This window comes from Xanthomonas axonopodis pv. maculifoliigardeniae, from assembly GCF_041519315.1.
Lineage (GTDB): Bacteria > Pseudomonadota > Gammaproteobacteria > Xanthomonadales > Xanthomonadaceae > Xanthomonas > Xanthomonas euvesicatoria.
Genome location: NZ_CP167998.1, coordinates 528,756 through 549,666, shown reverse-complemented (window position 1 = coordinate 549,666; position 20,911 = coordinate 528,756). Strand labels below are relative to the sequence as shown.

Below are 20,911 nucleotides of genomic sequence, written 5' to 3'. Positions count from 1 at the left end.
TACAGCGCACTCGTAAATTCAAGACCAAAACAAGACAACCTCGACCAAATGCGCGTTCAGTCGTCCAGCTTGGTCAGCAGGTAATTCGGCTCGCCGATGCGCGCCACCAGGTCCAGCTGGGTTTCCAGCCAGTCGATGTGCTCTTCTTCGGACTCCAGGATGTCCACCAGCAACTGGCGGCTCACGTAGTCCTTGACGGTCTCCGCATACGCCACCGCCTCGCGCAGCACGACAACCGCCTCGCGCTCCAGGGTCAGATCGCAGCGGAACATCTCGGTCGGGTTCTCGCCGATGCGCAGCTTGCCCAAGGCCTGGAAATTGGGCAGTCCTTCGAGAAACAGAATGCGGTCGGACAGCTTGTCCGCATGCTTCATTTCGTCGATGGATTCCTTGTACTCATGCTCGGCCAGTTCTTTCAGGCCCCAGTTCTTCAGCATCTTGGCGTGCAGGAAGTACTGGTTGATCGCAGTGAGTTCGTTGTAGAGCACCTTGTTGAGGTACTCGATGACCTTGGTATCGCCCTTCATGCGATGTCTCCGAGACAGTGAGCCGGCCGCACTCTAGCGCGTTGGCGCGGCACATGAAGGAACGCGAATCGTGATCAGTTGCGGGACGCGTCGCGCGCCGCGGGCAGCTGCCAGTTGCCTGGCAGCTGCCAGCTGAAATCGCGGATCAGGCGTGGAACCGCCGCAGTCTTGTGCTGGCTATCAACGGGCGACCACTTCGCCGCAGGTGGCGCCGGCGAGGCAGGAATGGAACTGGCATTCGCGGCCCGGGCCGGATGCATCTGGCATCAGGTACCGCGTGGGAATCCCGGAACAGCCATCGCCGGGACCTCGGTCCCAAGCGCCTGCCTCAGGCAGCGCTAGCCAGCCCCAGGAGCGGCAACGGCAATGCGCGGGTGGCATGTGCCTGGTTCAACAGATCGCCCGCCATCTCCAGGCATGAGCCGCAATTGGAGCCACAGCCGGTACGCATGGTCAGTTCGGCAAGGCTGGCGCAGCCATTCTCGGCCGCTTCGCGGATCTGGTGGTCGGTGACCCCATTACAGATGCAGACGTACACAGTATCGGTCGGGTGTTGGCGATCCGGAAAGGACCGGCGCTGATTGCACCGCAAACGAGAATAGGTGTCAATTCCATCCGTTAATCATTATTAATCCGCATCGCGCGAGCCCCGCTGCGCTTGCGTGGCCGCTTGCGTGGGCTGTCGTGCCCCGCCGCGCTGCTGCCCGGCAGCCACGCCTCCAGCGCACGTTGGGGCATCGCACCGACTGCCGCCGGGCCGGCCAGGCTTTGCGCAAGCGGCGCCAGATGACGCAGCGCGCGCGCATAGACGCCGCGCTTGAACATCACCACGTGCTCGACCGGATACCAGAAATCCACCCAGCGCCAGTGGTCGAACTCCGGGGTGTCGGTATGGTCGAGCTTGAGATGGGATTCATCGCCGGTGAACTGCAGCAGGAACCAGACCTGCTTCTGCCCGATACACACCTGCCGCTCATTGCGGCGCACTGCCCTGCTGGGCAGCCGATAGCGTAGCCAGCCAGGCGTGGCGCCGAGCAATTCCACATGCTCGGGCAACAACCCGGTTTCTTCGCGCAACTCGCGGTACATGGCTTCAACGGGTGTCTCATCGGTGTTCATGCCACCCTGCGGGAACTGCCAGCCGTCCCTGCGCACGCGTCGTGCCCAGAATACCTGACCGTCCTGCCGCATCAGCACAATGCCGACGTTTGGCCGGAAACCGTCCGGATCGATCACGATGCGGACTCCTGAAAATCTACTGCCACCGACTCTGCCACGGCGACGCCCGGCTCACAAGCTGAAAACGAAATGCTTGACAACAGCACGACGCATCGTGAGAATTGCCGGCTCCCTAGGCTATGTAGCTCAGCCGGTTAGAGCACAGCACTCATAATGCTGGGGTCGGTGGTTCGAGTCCACCCATAGCCACCAAGGTGTTCACGCCCTCACCGGCATGCAATAATCTTGGGCCAACGCGTTTTATTGCCCCGTCGCCAAGCGGTAAGGCACCTGACTCTGACTCAGGCATTCGGTGGTTCGAATCCATCCGGGGCAGCCAAACTCAAAAGGTCCGATCGAAAGATCGGGCCTTTTTTGTTGCCCGGCGTCCGGCGGCGACGCATGGCGCATCTGCGTTCATGCATATCGCGTTCGGCCTCCAGGGCGATCCTGGCCACGCGCTCGTACAGGGCACACACCAGGACCCAAAACGACAAAAGCCCGGCATGGCCGGGCTCTTGAAGCAGGCATCCGGCGAACCGGGATGCACCAAACGCCTTGGATCAGCGCTTGGAGAACTGGGTGGCGCGACGGGCCTTGTGCAGACCGACCTTCTTGCGCTCGACTTCGCGAGCGTCGCGGGTCATGAAGCCAGCCTTGCGCAGCTCGGACTTCAGGGTTTCGTCGTACTCGACCAGCGCACGGGCGATGCCCAGACGGATCGCACCGGCCTGGCCGGTGGTGCCGCCGCCGGAGGCAGTGACCATGATGTCGAAGCTTTCGGTGTTCTTGGTCAGTTCCAGCGGCTGGCGCACGATCATGCGCGCAGTCTCACGACCAAAGAATTCGTCCAGCGGACGATCGTTGACGGTGATGTTGCCGGTGCCCTTGCGCAGGAACACGCGAGCGGTGGAGGACTTGCGGCGGCCAGTGCCGTAGTTTTGCGTGATAGCCATGATTAGATATCCAGAACTTGCGGCTGCTGGGCGGCGTGCGGATGCTCGGCACCCGAATAGACCTTGAGCTTGCGGTACATGGTGCGACCCAGTGGGCCCTTCGGCAGCATGCCCTTGACGGCGATTTCGATCACGCGCTCCGGGTGGCGCTGCAGCGCCTGCTCCAGGCTCTCGGTCTTCAAGTTACCGATGTAGCCGGTGAAGCGGTGATACTTCTTGTCTTTCAGCTTGTTGCCCGTGACGACGATCTTCTCGGCGTTGATTACCACCAGGTAATCGCCAGTATCGACGTGAGGGGTATAAACCGGCTTGTGCTTGCCGCGCAGGCGGCGGGCCAGTTCGGTGGACAGACGGCCGAGCGTCTTGCCGGCGGCGTCAACGAGATACCAGTCGCGCTGGACGGTCTCGGACTTGGCGGTGAACGTAGTCATGAGAAAACTCTTGAGTGGTCGGGCGGATTGCAGCGGCCGATGACCACTGGAACTTTGCCACGCGTTGTGAAGGCGAAACAGAAGAGGCGGGATTGTACGGGACGTTCGGCGGCGGCGCAAGTTGCAGCAACAACCGCGCCATGGCGGTTGGCAGCACGGCGGAGCGGGGCCAGAATCGCCGTATGACCCAGATCTCCCCCACCCGCCTGCATAGCCCGCTCGACCGGCTGCTGGTCGAAGCCCAGCGCGCGCTGGACACCGTCTTCGGCAATCCGCCGGCCGAGCGTCCCAATCCCGCCGCCGACACGCCCGACGTCGTCCTGGACCCGGAGCAGCGTCGCCATGCGGCCGGCCTGATGCGCATCAACCATGTTGGCGAGGTGTGCGCGCAGGGCCTGTATTTCGGCCAGGCCGCCGTCGCCCGCGACGCACACACCCAGCACCACCTGCTGGAAGCTGCCCAGGAAGAAACGGATCACCTGGCCTGGTGCGCCGACCGCCTGCACGAGCTGGACAGCCGCCCCAGCCTGTTCAACCCCGTGTGGTACGCCGGCAGCTACGCGCTCGGCGCGCTGGCCGGGCTGCGCGGCGACGACTGGAGCCTGGGATTCGTGGTCGAAACCGAACGCCAAGTCGAAGCGCACCTGGACGAGCATCTGGAAACCCTGCCCCAGAACGACCAACGCAGCCGCGCCATCCTGCGCGTGATGAAGATCGACGAGGCCCGCCATGCCGACCAGGCCGAGCAGGCTGGCGCCCGCCCGCTCCCGGCTCCGATCCCCAGCGCGATGGCCCTGGCCTCCAAGCTGATGAAGGCGGTTGCTTACCGCCTCTAGTTGGGAATTGGGAATTGGGAATTGGGGACTGGCAACCAGAATCTAGCCCGTACCTAAGTACACCCAACACGGCGATCAACCGCTGGCCGGCACACCACTGAAGCACAGCCCCCCCTTGTTTAGGGGGGCGCGCGCCAAAGGCGTGGGGATAGGCCTCTGAGTCGGGGTCCCAAGGTTTTGCGCCGCAAACTGGGGCTGTTCCCGCATTGCGCGTGCAGCTACGGCCGAACGGGTGGATAGGCAGCCTCCAGTCGGAGCCCAGCGTTTGCGCAGCAAACGCTGGAGGACTGACTACCCGACCAGCTTCAGCCCGATCACGCCGGCCACGATCAGACCGATGCATGCCAATCGCGACCACGAGGCGCTATCGCCAAATAGCGCGATACCGGCAATGGTCACGCCCAGGGCGCCGATGCCGGTCCAGATCGCATAGCCGGTGCCCACCGGAATGGTCTTCAGCGCCTGCGTCAGAAACCACAGGCTGATGCCGGCAAGGCCGATTGTCAGCACGGTCGGCCACAGGCGAGTGAACCCGTCGCTGTATTTCAGTCCCATGGCAAAGCCGATCTCGAACAGGCCGGCCAGCAACAGATAGATCCAGGGCATTGCAGTACTCCTCACAGAAAAAACGGACAAAAAAAAAGCGACCCAGTGTCTGCACACTGGGCCGCCGTCGGCTGTGGAACGCGAGGTCGTCGCGTGGCGGGCCGTCCCGCCTGAAGGCGTTTGCGCGCTTGCGAGCAAGCACGCGACAGGATGCGCCTGCGCTTATTCGCTCAGGTTGCGTCCGTGAAACAGTTCTTCGATTTCGCGCTTGAGCAGCGTTTCGATCTTCATGCGCTCCTTGAACGACAGGTTCTTGGCGCGCTCTTCGAACAGGTACTGATCCAGGTCGAAGTCCTTCAGGTGCATCTTCGTGTGGAAGATATTTTCCTGGTAGACGTTGACGTCGAACATCTCGTAGCGCGACTTCACGTTCTTGGCGAGAAATTGCTGGATCGAGTTGATCTTGTGATCGATGTAATGCTTCTTGCCCTTCACATCGCGCGTGAAGCCACGCACGCGGTAATCCATGATCACGATGTCCGATTCCAGACTCTCGATCAGGTAGTTGAGCGCCTTCAACGGCGAAATCACGCCGCAGGTCGCGACGTCGATGTCGGCGCGGAACGTGGCGATGCCTTCCTGCGGGTGCGTTTCCGGATATGTATGGACAGTGATATGACTCTTATCCATATGAGCAACCACGGCATCGGAGATCAACTCCTTGCCGGCCTGCTTCTTGTCGATCACCGGTTCTTCGGAGATCAGGATCGTCACCGATGCGCCCTGCGGATCGTAGTCCTGACGTGCGATATTGAGGATGTTGGCGCCAATGATCTCGGCCACATCGGTCAGGATCTGCGTCAGACGATCGGCGTCGTATTGCTCATCGATATACTCGATGTAGCGCTGACGCTCCTCTTCGGTACGCGCATAACAGACGTCGTAGATGTTGAAGCTCAACGCCTTGGTGAGGTTGTTGAACCCCTGTAGCCTCAGACGAGGCAACGGCTTGACCACGTCGGTCTGTCCTTATGGAAAGCGGGAAAGGAGTCAATTATGAGCCAAAGATCCCAGCAACGAAATGCCGATGTTAAGAGTGGTTTACCTTGCATGACTCATGCCGTTAAGCTTCAGGAATCACACGCGGAACTACCATGAGCCCAGGAAATACGACGGTTGTCACTACGACGGTACGTAACGCTACCCCTTCCCTGGCGCTGGACGCGGGCACCATCGAGCGTTTCCTGGCGCACAGCCATCGAAGGCGCTATCCGACCCGGACCGATGTGTTCCGGCCAGGAGACCCGGCCGGCACCCTCTACTACGTGATCAGCGGCTCGGTGAGCATCATCGCCGAGGAAGATGACGACCGTGAGTTGGTGCTGGGCTACTTCGGCAGCGGCGAATTCGTCGGCGAGATGGGGTTGTTCATCGAATCCGATACCCGTGAGGTGATCCTGCGCACCCGCACCCAGTGCGAGCTTGCCGAGATCAGCTACGAGCGGCTGCAGCAGCTGTTCCAGACCAGCCTGTCGCCGGATGCGCCGAAGATCCTGTATGCGATCGGTGTTCAGCTTTCAAAACGGCTGCTCGATACCACAAGGAAAGCCAGCCGCTTGGCCTTCCTCGACGTGACCGACCGCATCGTGCGCACGCTGCACGACCTGGCCAAGGAGCCGGAAGCGATGAGCCACCCGCAGGGCACCCAGCTGCGTGTCTCGCGCCAGGAGCTGGCACGCCTGGTCGGGTGCTCGCGCGAAATGGCCGGCCGCGTGCTCAAGAAGCTGCAGGCCGACGGCCTGCTGCATGCACGCGGCAAGACCGTCGTGCTGTACGGCACCCGCTGACGGCGCTGTGCAGCCAGTGCCTTGTGCACTGGCTGCATGCCGGTTTCGGCTCCGATGGATTCGATTGCGACGGTGCCAACATCGGCACTTCATGCCCTCTGCAGCGGCACTTTTGCGCGATACCTCTTATAAGAGAGTCTTCGCGCCGTCGAACCGCACGCTCTGCATCGCGACTGCGTCACGATCCTGAAGATTCGTTGCGCTACAGGTCGTATCCGTTTGCCCGCGCGACCCGCCGTGCAAGTGCGCCATCGCAAGCTGGACTGCGCAATCGTTGCGCTCCGCGCGAAACGACCTAGCTGCCTGAATGTTGCGCTCGCCTACGGCGCCTTGCCGCCGCGGTCGCGGCAACCCCAGTTGAGGATGGGCGTGCCTGTCGGCAGTACCTGGCGGAACAGCGCTTCGCGGTTGGCCTTGGGGTTGACCACCACCGGCGCGCGCGCGGCCTTCAAGAGCGGCAGATCTGCGGTGCTGTCCGAGTAGGCGATGGCGATATCGGCGTAGCCGCGCTCGCGCAGCATGCGCATCTTTTCTTCGTTATGGCAGTGACGTCGTGCAGTGACTGCGCCCAGGCGCGGGCCGACCAGGCTGCCGATGACCGGCACGTCCTGGTGGGCCACGAAACCGAGAATGGCGCGCGCCAACTCCGGCGGTGCGCCGGTGGCGACCACCACACGGTCGCCGGCGGCGCGGTGTTGGGTGAAGACCTTCAAGGCATGCGGGAGCAGGCGCTGGCGGATCTGCGTTTCATGCTTGAGCACGTATGCGTCGATGAAACGGTTGAACTCGCGCGCGCGGTGCAGGCCGAACGTGGCGATCCACACATAGCCGGACACGCCGCGCCGCCGGGTTGGCAGCATCGCCACCATCGGGCCGAGAATTGGCGAGGCCAACAGCGCAACCAGCAAGCGCAACGGGTTGCGCTTGATCAGCCAGGCAAACAGATGACTGCCGGAATCGCCGTCGTACAACGTGTGGTCGAAGTCGAAGACCACCAGCGGTGCGTCTTCGCGCGGAACGGGATACGGCTCAGTCATGCGCGAAGAATAGCTGACGCAGCGACTCGCCGGGTTCGGCCGCGCGCATGAAGGTCTCGCCGACCAGAAATGCGTTCACATCGTGACTGCGCATCAGTTGCACATCGGCCTGGGTGACGATGCCGCTCTCGGTGACCAGCACGCGATCGCGCGGCACCGCCGCGCGCATGTCCAACGTGGTCTGCAGCGTCACTTCGAAGGTGCGCAGGTTGCGATTGTTGATGCCGATCAAGGGCACCGGCACCTGCACCGCACGCTCGAGCTCGTCGATGTCGTGTACTTCCACCAGCACGTCCAGGCCCAGCTGCATGGCCAGGCCCGATAGATCGGCCAGTTGGGCGTCTTCCAGCGCGGACACGATCAGCAGGATGCAGTCGGCGCCGAGCACGCGGGCTTCGTAGACCTGATACGGGTCGACGGTGAAATCCTTGCGCAGCACCGGCAGCGTGCAGGCGTCGCGCGCCTGGCGCAGATAGGCATCCGATCCCTGGAAGAAATCCACATCGGTGAGCACCGACAGGCACGTCGCGCCACCGAATTCATAGCTGACCGCGATATCGGCCGGCTGGAAGTCCGGCCGGATGACACCCTTGGACGGGCTGGCCTTCTTCACTTCGGCAATCACGGCCGGGTCGCCTGCGGCGATGCTGGCCTGCATGGCAGCTGCAAATCCGCGCGTGAGCGGCAGGTCGGCGCTGCGCGCGATCAACTCGGCCAGCGGCAAGCGCGCACTGCGCTCGGCGATTTCGTCGGCCTTGCGGGCAAGAATGGTGTTGAGGATGTCGCTCATCGTATCGGGTCCTGGCGGGCGGGCATTATCGGTCAAGACGGGCGTACTGCAGCGCGGCTGGGCGCCATCACGCAGCTTGCCAGCGCGGCCGTGGGGACGCCGGCGGGTGATGGCCGCTGCGTGGCGGTTGCCGGCATGGCTCAGGCCTGCACGGCAAGCTGGCGGGTATAGGCGACATAGGCGTCCACCCGCGCGCGCGCCGAGCCGTCGGCGATGACCGCGCGTGCGCGCAGCACGCCATCGGCAATGCTGTGGGCCACGCCGGCCACGTACAACGCAGCACCGGCGTTGAGCGCCACGATATCCAGCGCGGGGCCGGGCACGTTGTCCAATACCTGCAGCAACATCGCGCGCGATTGCGCAGCATCGGCCACCTTGAGGTTACGGCTGGCCGACATGGCGATGCCGAAATCTTCCGGGTGCACTTCGTATTCGCGCACTTGGCCATCGCGCAATTCGCCAACCAGCGTGCCAGCGCCAAGCGAAAGTTCGTCCATGCCGTCGCGCCCCCACACCACCAACGCGCGTTCGGCGCCGAGTTCGTGCAAGACACGCGCCTGGATACCGACAAGGTCGGGGTGGAACACGCCCATCAGGATGTTCGGCGAGCCGGCCGGATTGGTCAGCGGACCCAGGATATTGAAGATGGTGCGCACCCCCATTTCGCGCCGCACCGGTGCCACCACCTTCATGGCCGGGTGATGCACTGGTGCATACATGAAGCCGATGCCGGTGTGCGCCAACGCGCTGGCAACCTGTTCGGGCTGCAGCTCGATCACCGCGCCCAATGCTTCCAGTGCATCGGCACTGCCGGATTTGGACGAGACGCTGCGATTGCCGTGCTTGGCCACCTTGGCACCGCCGGCTGCGGCGACGAACATGGCGCAGGTGGAGATGTTGAAGGTATCCGAACCGTCCCCGCCGGTACCGACGATGTCCACCATGTGCTGGCGATCGGCCACGTCCACGCGGCGCGAGAACTCGCGCATCACCGTGGCCGCACCGGCGATTTCGCCGATGGTCTCTTTCTTGACCCGTAGCCCGGTGAGGATGGCCGCGACCATCATGTCGGAGACCTCGCCGCGCATGATCTGCCGCATCAACTCGACCATTTCGTCGTGGAAGATTTCGCGGTGTTCGATGGTGCGTTGCAGGGCTTCTTGCGGCGTGATGGGCATGGAAACAACCGTGGCAGAACGTGATGGATGGAGACGCAGGCGGCTTGCGACGCGCGCGATCAATGCAGGAAAGCGCAAGCGCCAGGCGACGCGACTGCCGTGGCAGCTGCGACGATCACTGGCCTGGACGCGTCATGCGAAAACGCGCCTGCGGCTGCACTTCGTAATAATCGGCCGGCCCGCCCGCGCGCAGAATCGTCTGCACTGCGCCCGGATCATAGATGCCCTCGTGCAGCGCCGACCTGGCCAGGTGCACGCCGACCACTTCGCCCAGCACCAACCAGGTCTGGATGGCGTGACCGGCAGCGGTTTGCAGCGGCAGCAGCTGGCTGAGCCGGCATTCGAAACTGACCGGACTGGCAGCGACCCGTGGCGCAGCGATCAGCCGCGATGGCGCCACCTGCAGGCCGGCCAGACCGAATTCATCGACCTCCGCAGGCACCATCGCCGCGCTTGCGTTCATTGCTTCTGCCAACGGCCGGGTGGCCAGATTCCAGGTGAATTCGCCGGTGGCTTCGATGTTGCGCAGGCTGTCCTTGCGACCGATGCTGGCAAAGCCGACGATCGGCGGGATGTAGTTGAATGCATTGAAAAAGCTGTACGGCGCCAGATTGGCGATGCCCTCGGCGCTGCGCGAGCCGATCCAACCGATGGGACGCGGGCCGACGATGGCGTTGAACGGATCGTGCGGCAGCCCGTGACCCTGCGTCGGCTCGTAGAAATGGATGCTGTCGTCGGGTGTGCTCATCGTGATCCGAATGCAGTGGAAGGCGGCGCGGTGTTTGAACACGTAGCACAGTACGGCGCGCGTCGGGCGATGTCGCGATGTCGCATCGTCGCTGCACCGATGCCGCAATGCGATACGTCACGATGACACAGGCACATCGCAATCAACGCTGCAGAAAGTTTTTCAGCAAGGCATGTCCGTGCTGGGTCAGGATCGATTCGGGATGGAACTGCACGCCTTCGACCGGAAACTGGCGATGGCGCAGGCCCATGATCTCTTCCATCGAGCCATCCGGATTTTCGGTCCAGGCGGTGACCTCCAGTGCGTCCGGCAAGGTGGTCTTGTCCACCACCAGCGAGTGGTAGCGCGTGGCCTCGTAGCTGTCCGGAAGGCCGGCAAACACGCCCTTGCCCTGATGACGAATCGGCGAGGTCTTGCCGTGCATGATGTTGCCGGCGCGGATCACATCGCCACCGTAGACCTGGCCAATGCTTTGATGGCCCAGGCACACGCCCAGGATCGGCGTGGTCTGACCCAGCTGCTCGATCAATTGCAGCGAGATTCCGGCTTCGTTGGGCGTGCACGGACCGGGCGAGATGACGATGCGCTCGGGCTTGAGCGCGGCGATCTGGTCGACGCTCATGGCGTCGTTGCGCACCACAATAACCTCGGCGCCCAGCGCCTGCAGGTACTGCACGAGGTTGTAGGTGAAGCTGTCGTAGTTGTCGAGCATCAGCAGCATGGCAAAGGACTCATTGCGCGATCAGGAAGACCGCATAGATGTTTTCGGTATAAGTGATAGTGCCGGTCATCAGGCTCTCGCCGACTCCCTGGCCCACTGCGCTTGGCGCAGGCGACGACGGTGGAGCCGGCGGCGAAGGCGGAGACACGATCGAGCCTGGCGTTGCCGCTGTGGCGGCCGACCAGGTGCCTGCTTCGACGCCATAGGCAAAATTGGGAGCGACATCCGAAATGCTGTAAATGCCGCCGAGCCGGACGCCGTACGCAGCGGCAAGCCCCTGAGCGGACTGGCGTGACTGCGTCGCGGCTTCACGCTTGAGTTCCGCACGTAACGCGGCAGCATCGGCGTAGGCCGTTTGCATCGATAACACCTGCACATTCTCGTTGGCGTCCAAGTCGCCGAGGAAGGCACGCACATCTTTCAATGAAGTAAAGGCGCCACGAATCCTGCGCTCCACCCGGGTCCCCTCGAAGACGGATTTGCCCGCCTCATAACGCGATTGCGGAGAAATCGAGAGTGCAGAGGCGTAAAGGGAGTCCTTGAGAACGTGATCGCGCTGTAATCCATCCAGAACCAACCTGGCACGGCCTTCGACAAACTTCCGCGCCAAGTCGGGCTGTAATTCCGTCTTGCTGATCTTGAGGTCAACGATAAAGCGGTCTGGATCGACCGTGCGAAACGCCTGGCCTTTGACCAACAAATGCGGCTGCGACGGCAGGGCATTGATCTGCGCCATTCCAACAGTGGGCAGCGTCAGCACAGCGGCGAGCATCCAACCAGCGATTGTGTTCATCGTTGTCGTCCTTGAGGTCTAGTCATGGCCCTGCACTGCGGGGTGCTGCAAAAGGGCCGCCACGTCCGCACACAGCCGATCGACCGCCGTGGCCGTGGTCGCCCACGAGGTCACGAAGCGGATCACCTGACTGCCATCGGTGCGCACTTCCCAGCGCTCGAAGTCGTAGCCTTGCGCCAGCTGCGCGGCCTGCTGCGCGCTGACGGCGATGAACTGCTGGTTGGTCGGCGAGTCGCTGGTGAAATGCGCGCCTGCCGCAAGCAGGCCGGCGCGCAGGCGTTGCGCCATGGCATTGGCATGCGCGGCCAGTTCGAAGAACAGACCATCTTCGAACAACGCCGCAAATTGCGCGCCAAGCACCATGCCCTTGGCCAGTAGCGCGCCACGCTGCTTGATCAGGTAACGCAAATCGGGCTGCAGCGCCGGATTGACGATGACCAGCGCTTCGCCGAGCAGCGCACCATTCTTGGTGCCGCCGATATAGAACGCATCGGTCAGCGCGGCAATGGTGGGCAGATCCAGATCGTTGCCGTCGGCGGTCAGCGCCGCCCCCAGGCGCGCGCCATCCAGGTACAGCAGCAGATCGTTCGCGCGACAGAAGCCAGACAATTCTTCGAGTTCTGCACGTGTATAGAGGGTGCCGCTTTCGGTGCTGTTGGAAATGTAGACCAGGCGCGGCTGCACCATGTGTTCGTTGCCATGCATAGCCAGCACCGGCCGGATCAACGCAGGCGTCAGCTTGTCGTGCAGCGCCGGGACAGTGAGCACCTTGTGGCCGGTCGCTTCGATGGCGCCGGTCTCGTGCGTGGCGATATGCGCCGCGTCCACCGCGATGACGGCCTGATGCGGGCGCAAGAACGCGCTGATCGCAATCAGATTGGTCTGCGTGCCGCCGACCAGCAGATGCACGTCGGCCTGCGGCTGCGCGACGGCATGGCGGATCAAGGCAACCGCATGCGCTGTGTGCCGATCGGTGCCGTAGCCGGGGTGCTGATCGGCGCTGGCCTGCGCCAACGCCTGCAACAGCCGCGGATGCGCGCCTTCGCTGTAGTCGTTGCGAAAGCTGATGCGCGTCGTGCTGCCCTGCCCGTCCATCACAGGCCCTTGGCCGCCTGGGCAACTGCGCGAAACAGCGCGCGCCCCTTGTTCATGGTCTCCTGCCACTCCAGGTCGGGGTCGGAGTCGTAGACCACGCCGCCGCCGGCCTGCACATACAGGTAGCCGTCCTGGATGACGGCAGTGCGGATGGCGATGGCGGTGTCGGCATCGCCATGCCAGCCGATATAGCCCACCGCGCCGGAATAGACATTGCGTTTGACCGGCTCCAGCTCGCGAATGATTTCCAGCGCGCGGATCTTCGGCGCGCCGCTGACGGTGCCGGCCGGGAAGGTGGCGCGCAGCACATCGCTGTAATTCAGACCGGCCTTCAGGGTGCCGGTCACTTCGCTGACGATATGCATGACATGGCTATAGCGTTCGATCACGAACTGCTCGCCGACCTTGACCGTGCCCGGTTCGGCCACGCGGCCGACATCGTTGCGCCCCAGATCGATCAGCATCACGTGCTCGGCGCGTTCCTTCGGGTCGGCCAGCAGTTCGGCTTCCAGTGCCTTGTCCAGTTCGGGCGTGGCGCCGCGTGGGCGGGTGCCGGCGATCGGGCGCACAGTGACCACGCCATCGCGCAGGCGCGCCAGAATTTCCGGCGACGAACCAACCACCTGGGTACCGCCGACATCGAGAAAATACATGTACGGCGACGGGTTCAACGCACGCAACGCGCGATACACGTCCACCGGGCGCGCGCGGAACGGCACGCGCAAGCGTTGCGATGGCACCACCTGGAAGATGTCGCCGGCGCGCACGTATTCCTGCGCCTTGCGCACCACGGCGTGGTACTCCTCGCGGGTGAACGAGGAATGGAAGTCCGCTTCGTCGATCGCATCGGAAATCTGCGCCCGCGGATAACCGGCGCCGCCCTGACGCAGGCGATGCGCCAGCTCGTCCAGGCGCCGATTGGCGCGCACATAGGCTTGCGGCTGGCGCGGGTCGGCATGCACGATCAGGTACAGACGGCCCTTGAGGTTGTCGAACACCGCCAGCTCTTCGGAGAGCATCAGCAGGATGTCGGGCGTGCCGAGTTCGTCGGGTTTGTCGCCACTGCCCAGGCGCGGTTCGATGTATTGGATGCATTCGAAACCGAACCAGCCGACCAGCCCGCCGGTGAAGCCGGGCAGGCCATCGAGTTGCGGCACCGAATGTTCGGCGCGCAACGCATCGACTTCAGCCAACGGGTCGGCGACCTCACGGGTCTCGACGACTTCGCCGTGTTCGCTGACCTCCAGCGTGTGGCGCCGAAAGCTGTACACGCGCCGCGCCGGCAGGCCGATGATGGAGTAGCGCCCGAAGCGCTCCCCGCCTTCGACCGATTCGAACAGATAGGTGTAGGCGCCGTCGGCGAGCTTCAGATAGACCGACAGTGGCGTGTCCAGGTCGGACAGCACTTCGCGGACAACGGGAATACGGGTGTGGCCTTCAGCGGCCTGGCGCTGGAACTGCTCTGCAGTGATCAAGACGACTTTCCTTCCGGGACTCTGTGGCGGGGCGGACGACGGCAACGGGCCACCATCGCCACCAGCGGCGAGCGAAAGAGAAGGAGCGTGGGGTCGTCAGGCGGGACACGCGGCTACTGTAGCGCAACTGCTGGCCCAGGGCAGCAGCCGGGGGCGAACGTCGTTCAACAACGGCGAAGGTGGGCTGTGGCGATTGCCTGGCCCACCCGAAACGCATGCGAAGCTTTCCCGATCCCCCCATCCCCGATTCCCGATTCTCACCGGCCAAGCAAAGGGCACTCACCCGGCAAGTGCATTCGCAGACGCGCCGGGACGCATTCGATGCGGAAGTGCCGCGAGGTTTCCGGTTCGCCGTCCAGGTTCAAAGTCAGCGGTTGCTGGGAAACGATTTCCAGCCACGGCACGCGGGCGCGCACGGCCACGCGTTCGAGCGCGGCCTGTTTGCCGCCAGTGACCAGGGTGCCGAGCGTGGCGGCCACTTCCCCGTCGAGGTCAGGGACGATGGTGACATCCAGCAGGCCGTCGTCGATCAGTGCCTCCGGGCACAGCGCCTGGCCGCCACCGGCCTGGCGCCCGTTCCCCAGGCCAAGTGCGATGAATTCGCCTTCCCAGCTGAACTCCGGGCCGCTGAAGCGGGCGCTGATCGGGTCGATGCGGCCCAGCCGCGACATGCCGGTGATGAGATAGGCCAGGCCACCGAGCATCTTCTTCAGGCCTTCGTCGGTTTCCACCGTGACCTGGGTGCCGAAGCCGCCGCTGGCCACGTTGGCGCACCAGTGTGGGCCGTGGTCGGCGTCGATCCGCAACAGGTCGACCGGCTGCGCGACGCGCTCGGCGATCAGGGTCAACGCCTCCAGCGGGGCGATCGGCAGATTGGCGGCGGTGGCGAAGTCGTTGGCGGTGCCCAGCGGCACCAGGCCCAGCGACGGCAGCGAGGCCGCATCGCCCTCGTGGTGCGCCAGGGCGGCGGCCACTTCGCTCAGGGTGCCGTCGCCACCGGCGGCCACCACCGTGTGCACGCCATCGGCCACCGCCTCGCCCACGTAACGCTCGGCATCGCCGTCTTCCCAGGTGACCCGCACATCGAGCTGGATGCCGCGCTTGCGCAGCGTTCCCACCGCCTCACGCAGGTCCATGTTGTCGGTGGACTTGCCGTTGAGGATCACACGCCAGTGGGACGGGGCCATGCGCGCTGCCGATGCTGTGAGGGTAATGGCCGCAGGCTAGCAGCGGGCCAATGGGCAGATCGTGAATAGGCGCTGGCTGCGCACTGTCATTGCGGTGTCATCGATGACCCGGAGAGTGGAAGGCCATAGCAGGGACGACGGGCGGAGGCAGGATCAGCCTCCAATTTTCTTGAAGGCCGCCCCGATAGGAGCGGCCTTCCTTTTGCATGAGGCTGGATTGCGCGGCGTGCCTGGCTCAGGCGCCTGCCGCAAATGCGGCCAACCGTTCGCCGTCGAGCCGGTACACGGTCCAGCCGTCCATCGGGTGCGCACCGACTGCCTTGTAGAAGTCGATGGCCGGCTGGTTCCAGTCCAGCACCGACCATTCGAACCGCCCGCAGCCGCGCTGCACGGCCAGCTGCGCCAGGTGCCGCAACAGCGCAAGGCCCGCACCCTTGCCGCGCGCTTCCGGCCGGACGAACAGGTCTTCCAGGTACAGGCCGTTGCGGCCCAGCCAGGTGGAGTAGTTGAAGAAATACACCGCAAAGCCCAGCGCCTGACCGTCCTGCTCGCAGATCAGCGCATGCGCGGTGGCGCCGTCGCCGAACAGACTGGCGCGCAACTCCTCCAGGCCGGCCTTGACTGCGTCCGGCTCGCGCTCGTACACCGCCAGCGCGGTGATGAGTTCATGCAGCAGCGGCACATCCTCAGGCGTGGCGCTGCGGATCTGCGGTGCGGGCCGGCTCATCGCACCGCATCCACCGCCGCGCGCATCTGCGCAATCACCTGCGCATAGTCGGGCGCATTGAAAATGGCCGAGCCGGCGACGAAGGTGTCGGCGCCGGCCGCGGCAATCGCACCGATGTTGTCGGCCTTGACCCCGCCATCGATCTCCAGCCGGATCGGCTTGCCCGTCGCGTCGATCTTGCGGCGGATGGCGCGCAGCTTGTCCAGTGCGGACGGAATGAAGGCCTGCCCGCCAAAGCCCGGGTTGACCGACATCACCAATACCAGGTCCAGCTCGGGTAGCACCCAATCCAGGATGTCCACCGGCGTGGCCGGGTTGAGCACCAGTCCGGCCTGGCAGCCGTGCGACTTGATCAGCTGGATCGTGCGGTGCACGTGGCGGCTGGCTTCGGGGTGGAAGCTGATGGTGGTGGCACCGGCGTCGGCGAAATCCGGCACGATGCGGTCCACCGGCTCGACCATCAGGTGCACGTCGATCGGCGCGGTGATGCCGTGCTTGCGCAGCGCCTGGCACACCATGGGGCCGATGGTGAGGTTGGGCACGTAGTGGTTGTCCATCACGTCGAAGTGCACCCAGTCGGCACCAGCCTTGAGGACGTTGTTCACTTCCTCGCCCAGACGGGCGAAATCGGCGGACAGGATGGACGGGGCGATCGCCGTCGGTTGCATGGGCAGCTCGGAAAAATGCAGGAGCGCCATTGTCGCAACCGTGGCCCGGCGAGGAAAGCCGGATGCCGCTGGGCGCTGGGGCTTTCGATGTACAGCGCGCTGCGTCGACGCCCGGCACTGCGTAACACAGCGGTTTTCGGCGTGCAGCCTTGGCTTCAGTGCTTGCGCTGCCGTTGAATCCGGTCGTAGGCGGCGTTGATCTGGCTGGCCTTCTTTTCGGCCTGGCGGCGGGCTTCCGGGTCGGCGTTGGCGACCTTGTCCGGGTGGTAGCGGGACATCAGCCGGCGATAGGCCAGGTCGATCTCGGCAGTGGTGGCGTCCGGCTCCAGGCCCAGCGCCTCGTACGGATTTTCCGCGCGCCGTTTGAACCAGCCGGCGTCGACCGCGTGGCCGATCGCCAGCCCGATCAGCAGCCCCACCACCGGCGCCCCGCGAAACAGCAAGGCACCGGCCAATGCGCCGAGCAGTTTTCCGTACCAGGACATGGGGGCGATCGGGGGCGGGAGGCGGGCTGGCGATCTTACCCGAACGCCCGCCCGGCCTGGCTGACGGCTCCTGCACAAGCCCCACCGCGCGGGCTTCCAATAAATTCTGCGGGAGGCGGCGAAGCGCCGTACACTACGCGGCCCGCTGCCTACCCGCGGGCCCGCCGGGTCCCGGGGACAGCGTCATAGCGACGTCCTTAGGAGTGCCTGTGTCGACCACGCTGTTGCAATCCGATCTGCCCGGCCTGCCGTTGCGTCACCGTGGCAAGGTCCGCGATGTCTTCGATCTTCCCCGCGACCGCCTGCCCGCCGATGCGCCCCCAGGCGACTATCTGTTGATGGTGGCCACCGACCGCCTGTCTGCGTTCGACGTGGTGCTGCCCGACCCGATTCCCGGCAAGGGCGAGATGCTGTGCCAGGTATCCAACTTCTGGTTCCACAAGACCGAACACCTGATGCCCAACCACCTGGTGGACATCCGCGTGGAGCAGGTATTGCCCGAGGGTGTCGATCCGGCCTTGTACGCCAAACGCGCCGTGGTCACGCGCAAGCTCAAGCCGGTGCCGGTGGAAGCCATCGCCCGCGGCTATGTGATCGGCAGCGGCTGGAAGGATTACCAGCGCACCGGCAAGATCAGCGGTATCGAATTGCCCGACGGCCTGCGTCAGGCCGAGAAACTGCCCGAGCCGATTTTCACTCCTTCGACCAAGGCAGCGGTTGGCGACCACGACGAAAACATCGACTTCGATGCAATGGTCAAGACGGTCGGCGCCGAGCTGGCCGAACGCGTGCGCGATGCCACCTTGCGCATCTACCGGTTCGCAGCCGATTTTGCTGCCGAACGCGGCATATTACTGGCCGATACCAAGTTCGAATTCGGTACCGATGCCGATGGCCGCCTGTACATCATGGACGAGATGCTGACTCCGGATTCCTCGCGTTATTGGCCGGCCGACCAATACGAACCGGGCACCAGCCCGCCGAGCTACGACAAGCAGTTCGTGCGCGATTATCTGGAAACCCTGGACTGGGGCAAGACCGCGCCCGGCCCGCGCCTGCCGGCCGACGTCATCGATCGCACGCGTGCGAAATATGCCGAAGCGCTGCAGCGGCTGGCGGATATTTCGGTGGATTGATTGCACGCGCCCGGTGAAAGGGCGAGGCGGCGCAGTACGCAGACGCCTATGCCTGCGAGCGCCGACATTCTCGGCGCGTCGATTTCTCGACTACCGACTGAAGGCCAGGTTGGTGATCAAGCGTGAAGCTTCATGACGGCTATCGCACACACTCGCCCACCAGCATCCCCACCGCGCCCACTGCGATGGTGTGTTCTCTTGCCCAGCAAGGCCGCAATGACCATGTCAAGTCACTTGTGTCGCGTGCTGCCTGCCTTGCGCAGCGCACTAATTCCCGGTCTAGCGCTCGCACTGAGCGCCTGCACTGCCGGCGAATCTGCACCCCACGCCGTTCCCTCATCAGCACCGGCAGCACCTGCGAAGAACAACGCACCCGCAGCATTGCAGGTCAACGCCAGACTTGGCGCGCTGATACAGGCCGCTGGCGCAACCTGCACGGATGCAATGACTGCAACAGGATGCACAGCAGGCAATGTCGACACGGGTGATTTTTACGATGTGGAGTTTTTGCCCGATTGTGGCGATAAGGGCTTCTTCGCCGGCGTCGCCCAGGCGAACGGAGCAGATCTGTTGGATGCCGTTCCCGTCACCGGCAGCAGCGCAACGGCTACAGCCAATCTTGCCCAAGGCCAGCTCGTCTGCGTCCAGGCGATCGGCCGCGCCGGACAGAACCCGCGGTATTACTACGTCGCCGCAATTCCAGCGAGCACCGTTGCAAGGTGCGAGAACACCGCATTGTGCAAAACCTACGGCGACAGGCCGATCAAGCAGATCAAGCCTGCAAGTGGCGAGCACTGCCACGCCGCAGCACCAGGACAATCCACTGGCAATTGCGCGCAAGGATGGGTGAGTGCGGACGCACTCGAAGTATTTTCCAACGGAATCTAGTTGCGCGCACCAAACGGGTGATTTGCAGGCAACCCATCCATCACTGCATGACGATTGCTGCAATGGATCCAGATGAGGTACCCGGCCCGTGTTGAGGACACTCACCGGCCTTGGCATCGTTTGAGCAATCGGCCACCGTCATTCCGGTCACGCTCCCAGGGTGCGGGCCTGCTGCGTCCGGCCGGCTCGCCGCACTCTGGCCCCACAAGCCTTCACGCATTTGCACACAGCGCGCAGATACCATCCTGCGCGCTCGCACATCGCCCGATACGATCAGGAGGATCCGTTGGCCCTTTTACGAACATCTCTGCATGCCCTCGCACTGAGCCTGGCGCTGGTTGCCTGCAAACCGCAAGCAGAGCCAGCAGGCGCAGCAATGCCCGCGGCGACAGCAGAGGCAGCGGGTACCGCGCCTGCCGCCTCAACCCCTGCTACGGCGTCGGCCACGCCCGCTCAGCCGACGACCTGCCCGACCGCCGACTTCTCTGCATTTCTAAAAAGCTTCAGTGCAGACATCGCGGCCCAGGAGAAAGCCACGGCCGACCCGCTGACCATGATCCGGATCGATCCGGATGCGCAGCCGGAACCGGCGCCAGTCACTCGCGAGGTTGCGCTGGCCGACGTCAAATGGCCGGTTATCCCGAACCTGGACGTGGCCCGCTCCGCGGGCCGCGAGGTCGTGGTGTCCGAGAACGCAGGCGGTCGCCAGGTGCTGGTGCGTACACCTGACAGCGGCGACCAACAGGTCTACCACTTCGCCCAGCGCCCATGCTGGACCTTGGTCAAGGTCGACGACCAGTCGCTGTAACGGCGCGGGCAAGTAACGGCGCGGCCAACACCGCGCCACGCAAAAACCCAAATCAGGAGACGGCCGTGCCCCCCTTCAGAGTGCTCATCCCCGTGCTGGCAGTAGCGCTTGCCGCGTGTAACGGTCCGCAGGCAGCCGATGCGCCTGAAACGCCGGCCAATGCACCCGCAGCCGCGGCTGGCCCACCCGCACCGGCCGCGACACCTCCTGCCACACCGACACAAGGGACTGTACCCATGGCAACGATCGACTCCTTCGTTCCAGCAGGATCGAAGGCGCTGGATACCCAACGCGGCGACCTGACTGGCGCCGGACATTCGGACGCACTTGTCGTGATTTCTCCGCCGGCAACCGGCAACGAAAAGCTCGGCGAAGGGCAGCCACGTCGCGTCCTGCTGCTGACCCAGAACGCCGATGGCAGCCTGCAAAAGGCCGCTGAAAATAATCGCATCGTGCCCTGTGCCCGCTGCGGCGGTCTGGCAGGCGACCCGTATGCGTTTTCGCGCGTCCAGCCCGGGCAATTCACCATCTCCATCTCAGGCGGCTCGCGCGAGCGCTGGGCCGACGACTTCACGTTCAAGTATTCGGCAGACAAGCAGACCTGGTTGCTGGACAAGGTCGTGCGCGATCTTTCCGATACCGAGACCGAACAACACAACACCCTGGAATTAACCGACAAGGATTTTGGGACGGTGACGTTCCAGGACTTCGACCCCGCCACGCTCAAGAAAGTCGCGGCGCTGGATGAGGCTGGAGCCCAGAAACAAAATTAAAGGGAAGTAATGGCTGACGCGGACAAGGATGGGTCCGTCTT

25 protein-coding genes and 2 tRNA genes are annotated in these 20,911 nt (G+C 64.0%); 8 read left to right on the top strand and 19 right to left on the bottom strand.

The features are described 5' to 3' along the window. Positions 1 to 56: 56 nt before the first annotated feature. The 3 genes from bfr to ACDH77_RS02400 form a co-directional block, all read right to left on the bottom strand. Positions 57 to 527 carry a bacterioferritin gene (gene bfr / locus ACDH77_RS02410; protein WP_003483093.1) on the bottom strand — a complete coding sequence of 157 codons (471 nt, stop codon included), beginning with the start codon at positions 525 to 527 and terminating at the stop codon, positions 57 to 59. Positions 528 to 855: 328 nt separating this feature from the next. After that, complete coding sequence (locus ACDH77_RS02405) at positions 856 to 1,065, bottom strand: bacterioferritin-associated ferredoxin (RefSeq protein WP_008575600.1); 210 nt, start codon at positions 1,063 to 1,065, stop codon at positions 856 to 858. An 80-nt stretch (positions 1,066 to 1,145) separates the two neighbouring features. Then, a complete protein-coding gene (locus tag ACDH77_RS02400) occupies positions 1,146 to 1,763 on the bottom strand; it encodes an RNA pyrophosphohydrolase (RefSeq protein WP_011346181.1) in 618 nt (205 codons plus the stop codon). 118 nt (positions 1,764 to 1,881) lie between these two features. Here ACDH77_RS02400 and ACDH77_RS02395 point away from each other — a divergent pair. Continuing rightward, a tRNA-Met gene (locus ACDH77_RS02395) sits at positions 1,882 to 1,958 on the top strand. A 52-nt stretch (positions 1,959 to 2,010) separates the two neighbouring features. Continuing rightward, a tRNA-Gln gene (locus ACDH77_RS02390) sits at positions 2,011 to 2,085 on the top strand. Positions 2,086 to 2,308: 223 nt separating this feature from the next. Here the strand turns inward: ACDH77_RS02390 and rpsI are convergent. Next, positions 2,309 to 2,701, bottom strand: a complete 393-nt coding sequence (rpsI, locus tag ACDH77_RS02385; RefSeq protein ID WP_003483085.1) for a 30S ribosomal protein S9 — start codon at positions 2,699 to 2,701, stop codon at positions 2,309 to 2,311. Positions 2,702 to 2,703: 2 nt separating this feature from the next. Further along, positions 2,704 to 3,132, bottom strand: coding sequence for a 50S ribosomal protein L13 (gene rplM, locus ACDH77_RS02380; protein WP_003483082.1), 429 nt, complete (start codon positions 3,130 to 3,132; stop codon positions 2,704 to 2,706). Between the two features lie 182 nt (positions 3,133 to 3,314). Between rplM and coq7 the strand changes: the two genes are divergently transcribed. Continuing rightward, entirely contained in the window at positions 3,315 to 3,968 is a 654-nt protein-coding gene (gene coq7, locus ACDH77_RS02375) for a 2-polyprenyl-3-methyl-6-methoxy-1,4-benzoquinone monooxygenase (RefSeq protein WP_109291331.1), read from the top strand. Between the two features lie 291 nt (positions 3,969 to 4,259). Here coq7 and ACDH77_RS02370 read toward each other — a convergent pair whose 3' ends face one another. Both ACDH77_RS02370 and speD read right to left on the bottom strand, forming a co-directional pair. Beyond that, the gene (locus ACDH77_RS02370; protein ID WP_003483069.1) at positions 4,260 to 4,574 is read right to left on the bottom strand and encodes a DMT family transporter; all 315 of its coding nucleotides are present in this window, start codon (positions 4,572 to 4,574) and stop codon (positions 4,260 to 4,262) included. A 162-nt stretch (positions 4,575 to 4,736) separates the two neighbouring features. Then, complete coding sequence (gene speD, locus ACDH77_RS02365; protein WP_007967854.1) at positions 4,737 to 5,531, bottom strand: adenosylmethionine decarboxylase; 795 nt, start codon at positions 5,529 to 5,531, stop codon at positions 4,737 to 4,739. Between the two features lie 137 nt (positions 5,532 to 5,668). Here speD and crp point away from each other — a divergent pair, with 137 nt between their 5' ends. After that, the gene (gene crp / locus ACDH77_RS02360) at positions 5,669 to 6,361 is read left to right on the top strand and encodes a cAMP-activated global transcriptional regulator CRP (RefSeq protein ID WP_005914205.1); all 693 of its coding nucleotides are present in this window, start codon (positions 5,669 to 5,671) and stop codon (positions 6,359 to 6,361) included. A 320-nt stretch (positions 6,362 to 6,681) separates the two neighbouring features. Here crp and ACDH77_RS02355 read toward each other — a convergent pair whose 3' ends face one another. From ACDH77_RS02355 to ACDH77_RS02300, 12 genes are all read right to left on the bottom strand, one after another. Beyond that, positions 6,682 to 7,398 (bottom strand): haloacid dehalogenase-like hydrolase, encoded by a 717-nt coding sequence (locus tag ACDH77_RS02355; RefSeq protein ID WP_057681087.1) that lies wholly within the window; start codon positions 7,396 to 7,398, stop codon positions 6,682 to 6,684. Next, positions 7,391 to 8,188 (bottom strand): indole-3-glycerol phosphate synthase TrpC, encoded by a 798-nt coding sequence (gene trpC / locus ACDH77_RS02350; protein WP_218489093.1) that lies wholly within the window; start codon positions 8,186 to 8,188, stop codon positions 7,391 to 7,393. Before trpC ends, ACDH77_RS02355 begins: the two co-directional genes overlap by 8 nt. A 140-nt stretch (positions 8,189 to 8,328) precedes the next feature. Beyond that, positions 8,329 to 9,366, bottom strand: coding sequence for an anthranilate phosphoribosyltransferase (gene trpD, locus ACDH77_RS02345; RefSeq protein WP_218211710.1), 1,038 nt, complete (start codon positions 9,364 to 9,366; stop codon positions 8,329 to 8,331). 115 nt (positions 9,367 to 9,481) lie between these two features. Next, positions 9,482 to 10,114 carry a flavin reductase family protein gene (locus tag ACDH77_RS02340; RefSeq protein ID WP_008575588.1) on the bottom strand — a complete coding sequence of 211 codons (633 nt, stop codon included), beginning with the start codon at positions 10,112 to 10,114 and terminating at the stop codon, positions 9,482 to 9,484. Between the two features lie 142 nt (positions 10,115 to 10,256). After that, positions 10,257 to 10,835, bottom strand: coding sequence for an anthranilate synthase component II (locus ACDH77_RS02335; protein WP_008575586.1), 579 nt, complete (start codon positions 10,833 to 10,835; stop codon positions 10,257 to 10,259). Between the two features lie 10 nt (positions 10,836 to 10,845). Beyond that, positions 10,846 to 11,628: an SIMPL domain-containing protein gene (locus ACDH77_RS02330; RefSeq protein ID WP_033478977.1), complete on the bottom strand. Its 783-nt coding sequence runs from the start codon at positions 11,626 to 11,628 to the stop codon at positions 10,846 to 10,848. An 18-nt stretch (positions 11,629 to 11,646) separates the two neighbouring features. Continuing rightward, a complete protein-coding gene (locus ACDH77_RS02325; RefSeq protein WP_031420843.1) occupies positions 11,647 to 12,723 on the bottom strand; it encodes a threonine aldolase family protein in 1,077 nt (358 codons plus the stop codon). After that, a complete protein-coding gene (gene trpE / locus ACDH77_RS02320; RefSeq protein WP_008575582.1) occupies positions 12,723 to 14,198 on the bottom strand; it encodes an anthranilate synthase component I in 1,476 nt (491 codons plus the stop codon). Before trpE ends, ACDH77_RS02325 begins: the two co-directional genes overlap by 1 nt. 257 nt (positions 14,199 to 14,455) lie before the next feature. Continuing rightward, positions 14,456 to 15,385, bottom strand: coding sequence for a lipid kinase YegS (gene yegS / locus ACDH77_RS02315; protein ID WP_033478975.1), 930 nt, complete (start codon positions 15,383 to 15,385; stop codon positions 14,456 to 14,458). A 235-nt stretch (positions 15,386 to 15,620) separates the two neighbouring features. Beyond that, positions 15,621 to 16,112 carry a GNAT family N-acetyltransferase gene (locus ACDH77_RS02310; protein WP_008575579.1) on the bottom strand — a complete coding sequence of 164 codons (492 nt, stop codon included), beginning with the start codon at positions 16,110 to 16,112 and terminating at the stop codon, positions 15,621 to 15,623. Beyond that, the gene (rpe, locus tag ACDH77_RS02305) at positions 16,109 to 16,810 is read right to left on the bottom strand and encodes a ribulose-phosphate 3-epimerase (RefSeq protein WP_008575577.1); all 702 of its coding nucleotides are present in this window, start codon (positions 16,808 to 16,810) and stop codon (positions 16,109 to 16,111) included. The genes ACDH77_RS02310 and rpe overlap by 4 nt, the downstream gene beginning before the upstream one ends. Before the next feature lie 125 nt (positions 16,811 to 16,935). Continuing rightward, the gene (locus ACDH77_RS02300) at positions 16,936 to 17,265 is read right to left on the bottom strand and encodes a J domain-containing protein (protein WP_008575576.1); all 330 of its coding nucleotides are present in this window, start codon (positions 17,263 to 17,265) and stop codon (positions 16,936 to 16,938) included. A 209-nt stretch (positions 17,266 to 17,474) separates the two neighbouring features. Here ACDH77_RS02300 and ACDH77_RS02295 point away from each other — a divergent pair, with 209 nt between their 5' ends. The 4 genes from ACDH77_RS02295 (at position 17,475) to ACDH77_RS02280 (ending at position 20,870) form a co-directional block, all read left to right on the top strand. Then, a complete protein-coding gene (locus ACDH77_RS02295) occupies positions 17,475 to 18,401 on the top strand; it encodes a phosphoribosylaminoimidazolesuccinocarboxamide synthase (protein ID WP_008575574.1) in 927 nt (308 codons plus the stop codon). 216 nt (positions 18,402 to 18,617) lie between these two features. Beyond that, entirely contained in the window at positions 18,618 to 19,289 is a 672-nt protein-coding gene (locus ACDH77_RS02290; RefSeq protein WP_074053258.1) for a hypothetical protein, read from the top strand. Positions 19,290 to 19,575: 286 nt separating this feature from the next. Beyond that, positions 19,576 to 20,097 (top strand): hypothetical protein, encoded by a 522-nt coding sequence (locus tag ACDH77_RS02285; RefSeq protein ID WP_074053480.1) that lies wholly within the window; start codon positions 19,576 to 19,578, stop codon positions 20,095 to 20,097. A 236-nt stretch (positions 20,098 to 20,333) separates the two neighbouring features. Next, positions 20,334 to 20,870 (top strand): hypothetical protein, encoded by a 537-nt coding sequence (locus ACDH77_RS02280; RefSeq protein WP_008575567.1) that lies wholly within the window; start codon positions 20,334 to 20,336, stop codon positions 20,868 to 20,870. The last annotated feature ends 41 nt before the right edge of the window (positions 20,871 to 20,911 follow it).

What these genes read in the sequence shown, in the direction of transcription:
- crp (WP_005914205.1), top strand. Translation starts at nt 5,669, where the DNA reads ATGAGCCCAGGAAATACGACGGTTGTCACTACGACGGTACGTAACGCT.
- trpD (WP_218211710.1), bottom strand. Translation starts at nt 9,366, where the DNA reads ATGCCCATCACGCCGCAAGAAGCCCTGCAACGCACCATCGAACACCGC.
- rpe (WP_008575577.1), bottom strand. Translation starts at nt 16,810, where the DNA reads ATGGCGCTCCTGCATTTTTCCGAGCTGCCCATGCAACCGACGGCGATC.
- yegS (WP_033478975.1), bottom strand. Translation starts at nt 15,385, where the DNA reads ATGGCCCCGTCCCACTGGCGTGTGATCCTCAACGGCAAGTCCACCGAC.
- trpC (WP_218489093.1), bottom strand. Translation starts at nt 8,188, where the DNA reads ATGAGCGACATCCTCAACACCATTCTTGCCCGCAAGGCCGACGAAATC.
- rpsI (WP_003483085.1), bottom strand. Translation starts at nt 2,701, where the DNA reads ATGGCTATCACGCAAAACTACGGCACTGGCCGCCGCAAGTCCTCCACC.
- ACDH77_RS02355 (WP_057681087.1), bottom strand. Translation starts at nt 7,398, where the DNA reads ATGACTGAGCCGTATCCCGTTCCGCGCGAAGACGCACCGCTGGTGGTC.
- ACDH77_RS02340 (WP_008575588.1), bottom strand. Translation starts at nt 10,114, where the DNA reads ATGAGCACACCCGACGACAGCATCCATTTCTACGAGCCGACGCAGGGT.
- coq7 (WP_109291331.1), top strand. Translation starts at nt 3,315, where the DNA reads ATGACCCAGATCTCCCCCACCCGCCTGCATAGCCCGCTCGACCGGCTG.
- ACDH77_RS02290 (WP_074053258.1), top strand. Translation starts at nt 18,618, where the DNA reads ATGACCATGTCAAGTCACTTGTGTCGCGTGCTGCCTGCCTTGCGCAGC.
- bfr (WP_003483093.1), bottom strand. Translation starts at nt 527, where the DNA reads ATGAAGGGCGATACCAAGGTCATCGAGTACCTCAACAAGGTGCTCTAC.
- ACDH77_RS02300 (WP_008575576.1), bottom strand. Translation starts at nt 17,265, where the DNA reads ATGTCCTGGTACGGAAAACTGCTCGGCGCATTGGCCGGTGCCTTGCTG.
- ACDH77_RS02280 (WP_008575567.1), top strand. Translation starts at nt 20,334, where the DNA reads ATGGCAACGATCGACTCCTTCGTTCCAGCAGGATCGAAGGCGCTGGAT.
- ACDH77_RS02330 (WP_033478977.1), bottom strand. Translation starts at nt 11,628, where the DNA reads ATGAACACAATCGCTGGTTGGATGCTCGCCGCTGTGCTGACGCTGCCC.
- ACDH77_RS02370 (WP_003483069.1), bottom strand. Translation starts at nt 4,574, where the DNA reads ATGCCCTGGATCTATCTGTTGCTGGCCGGCCTGTTCGAGATCGGCTTT.
- ACDH77_RS02325 (WP_031420843.1), bottom strand. Translation starts at nt 12,723, where the DNA reads ATGGACGGGCAGGGCAGCACGACGCGCATCAGCTTTCGCAACGACTAC.
- ACDH77_RS02310 (WP_008575579.1), bottom strand. Translation starts at nt 16,112, where the DNA reads ATGAGCCGGCCCGCACCGCAGATCCGCAGCGCCACGCCTGAGGATGTG.
- ACDH77_RS02335 (WP_008575586.1), bottom strand. Translation starts at nt 10,835, where the DNA reads ATGCTGCTGATGCTCGACAACTACGACAGCTTCACCTACAACCTCGTG.
- rplM (WP_003483082.1), bottom strand. Translation starts at nt 3,132, where the DNA reads ATGACTACGTTCACCGCCAAGTCCGAGACCGTCCAGCGCGACTGGTAT.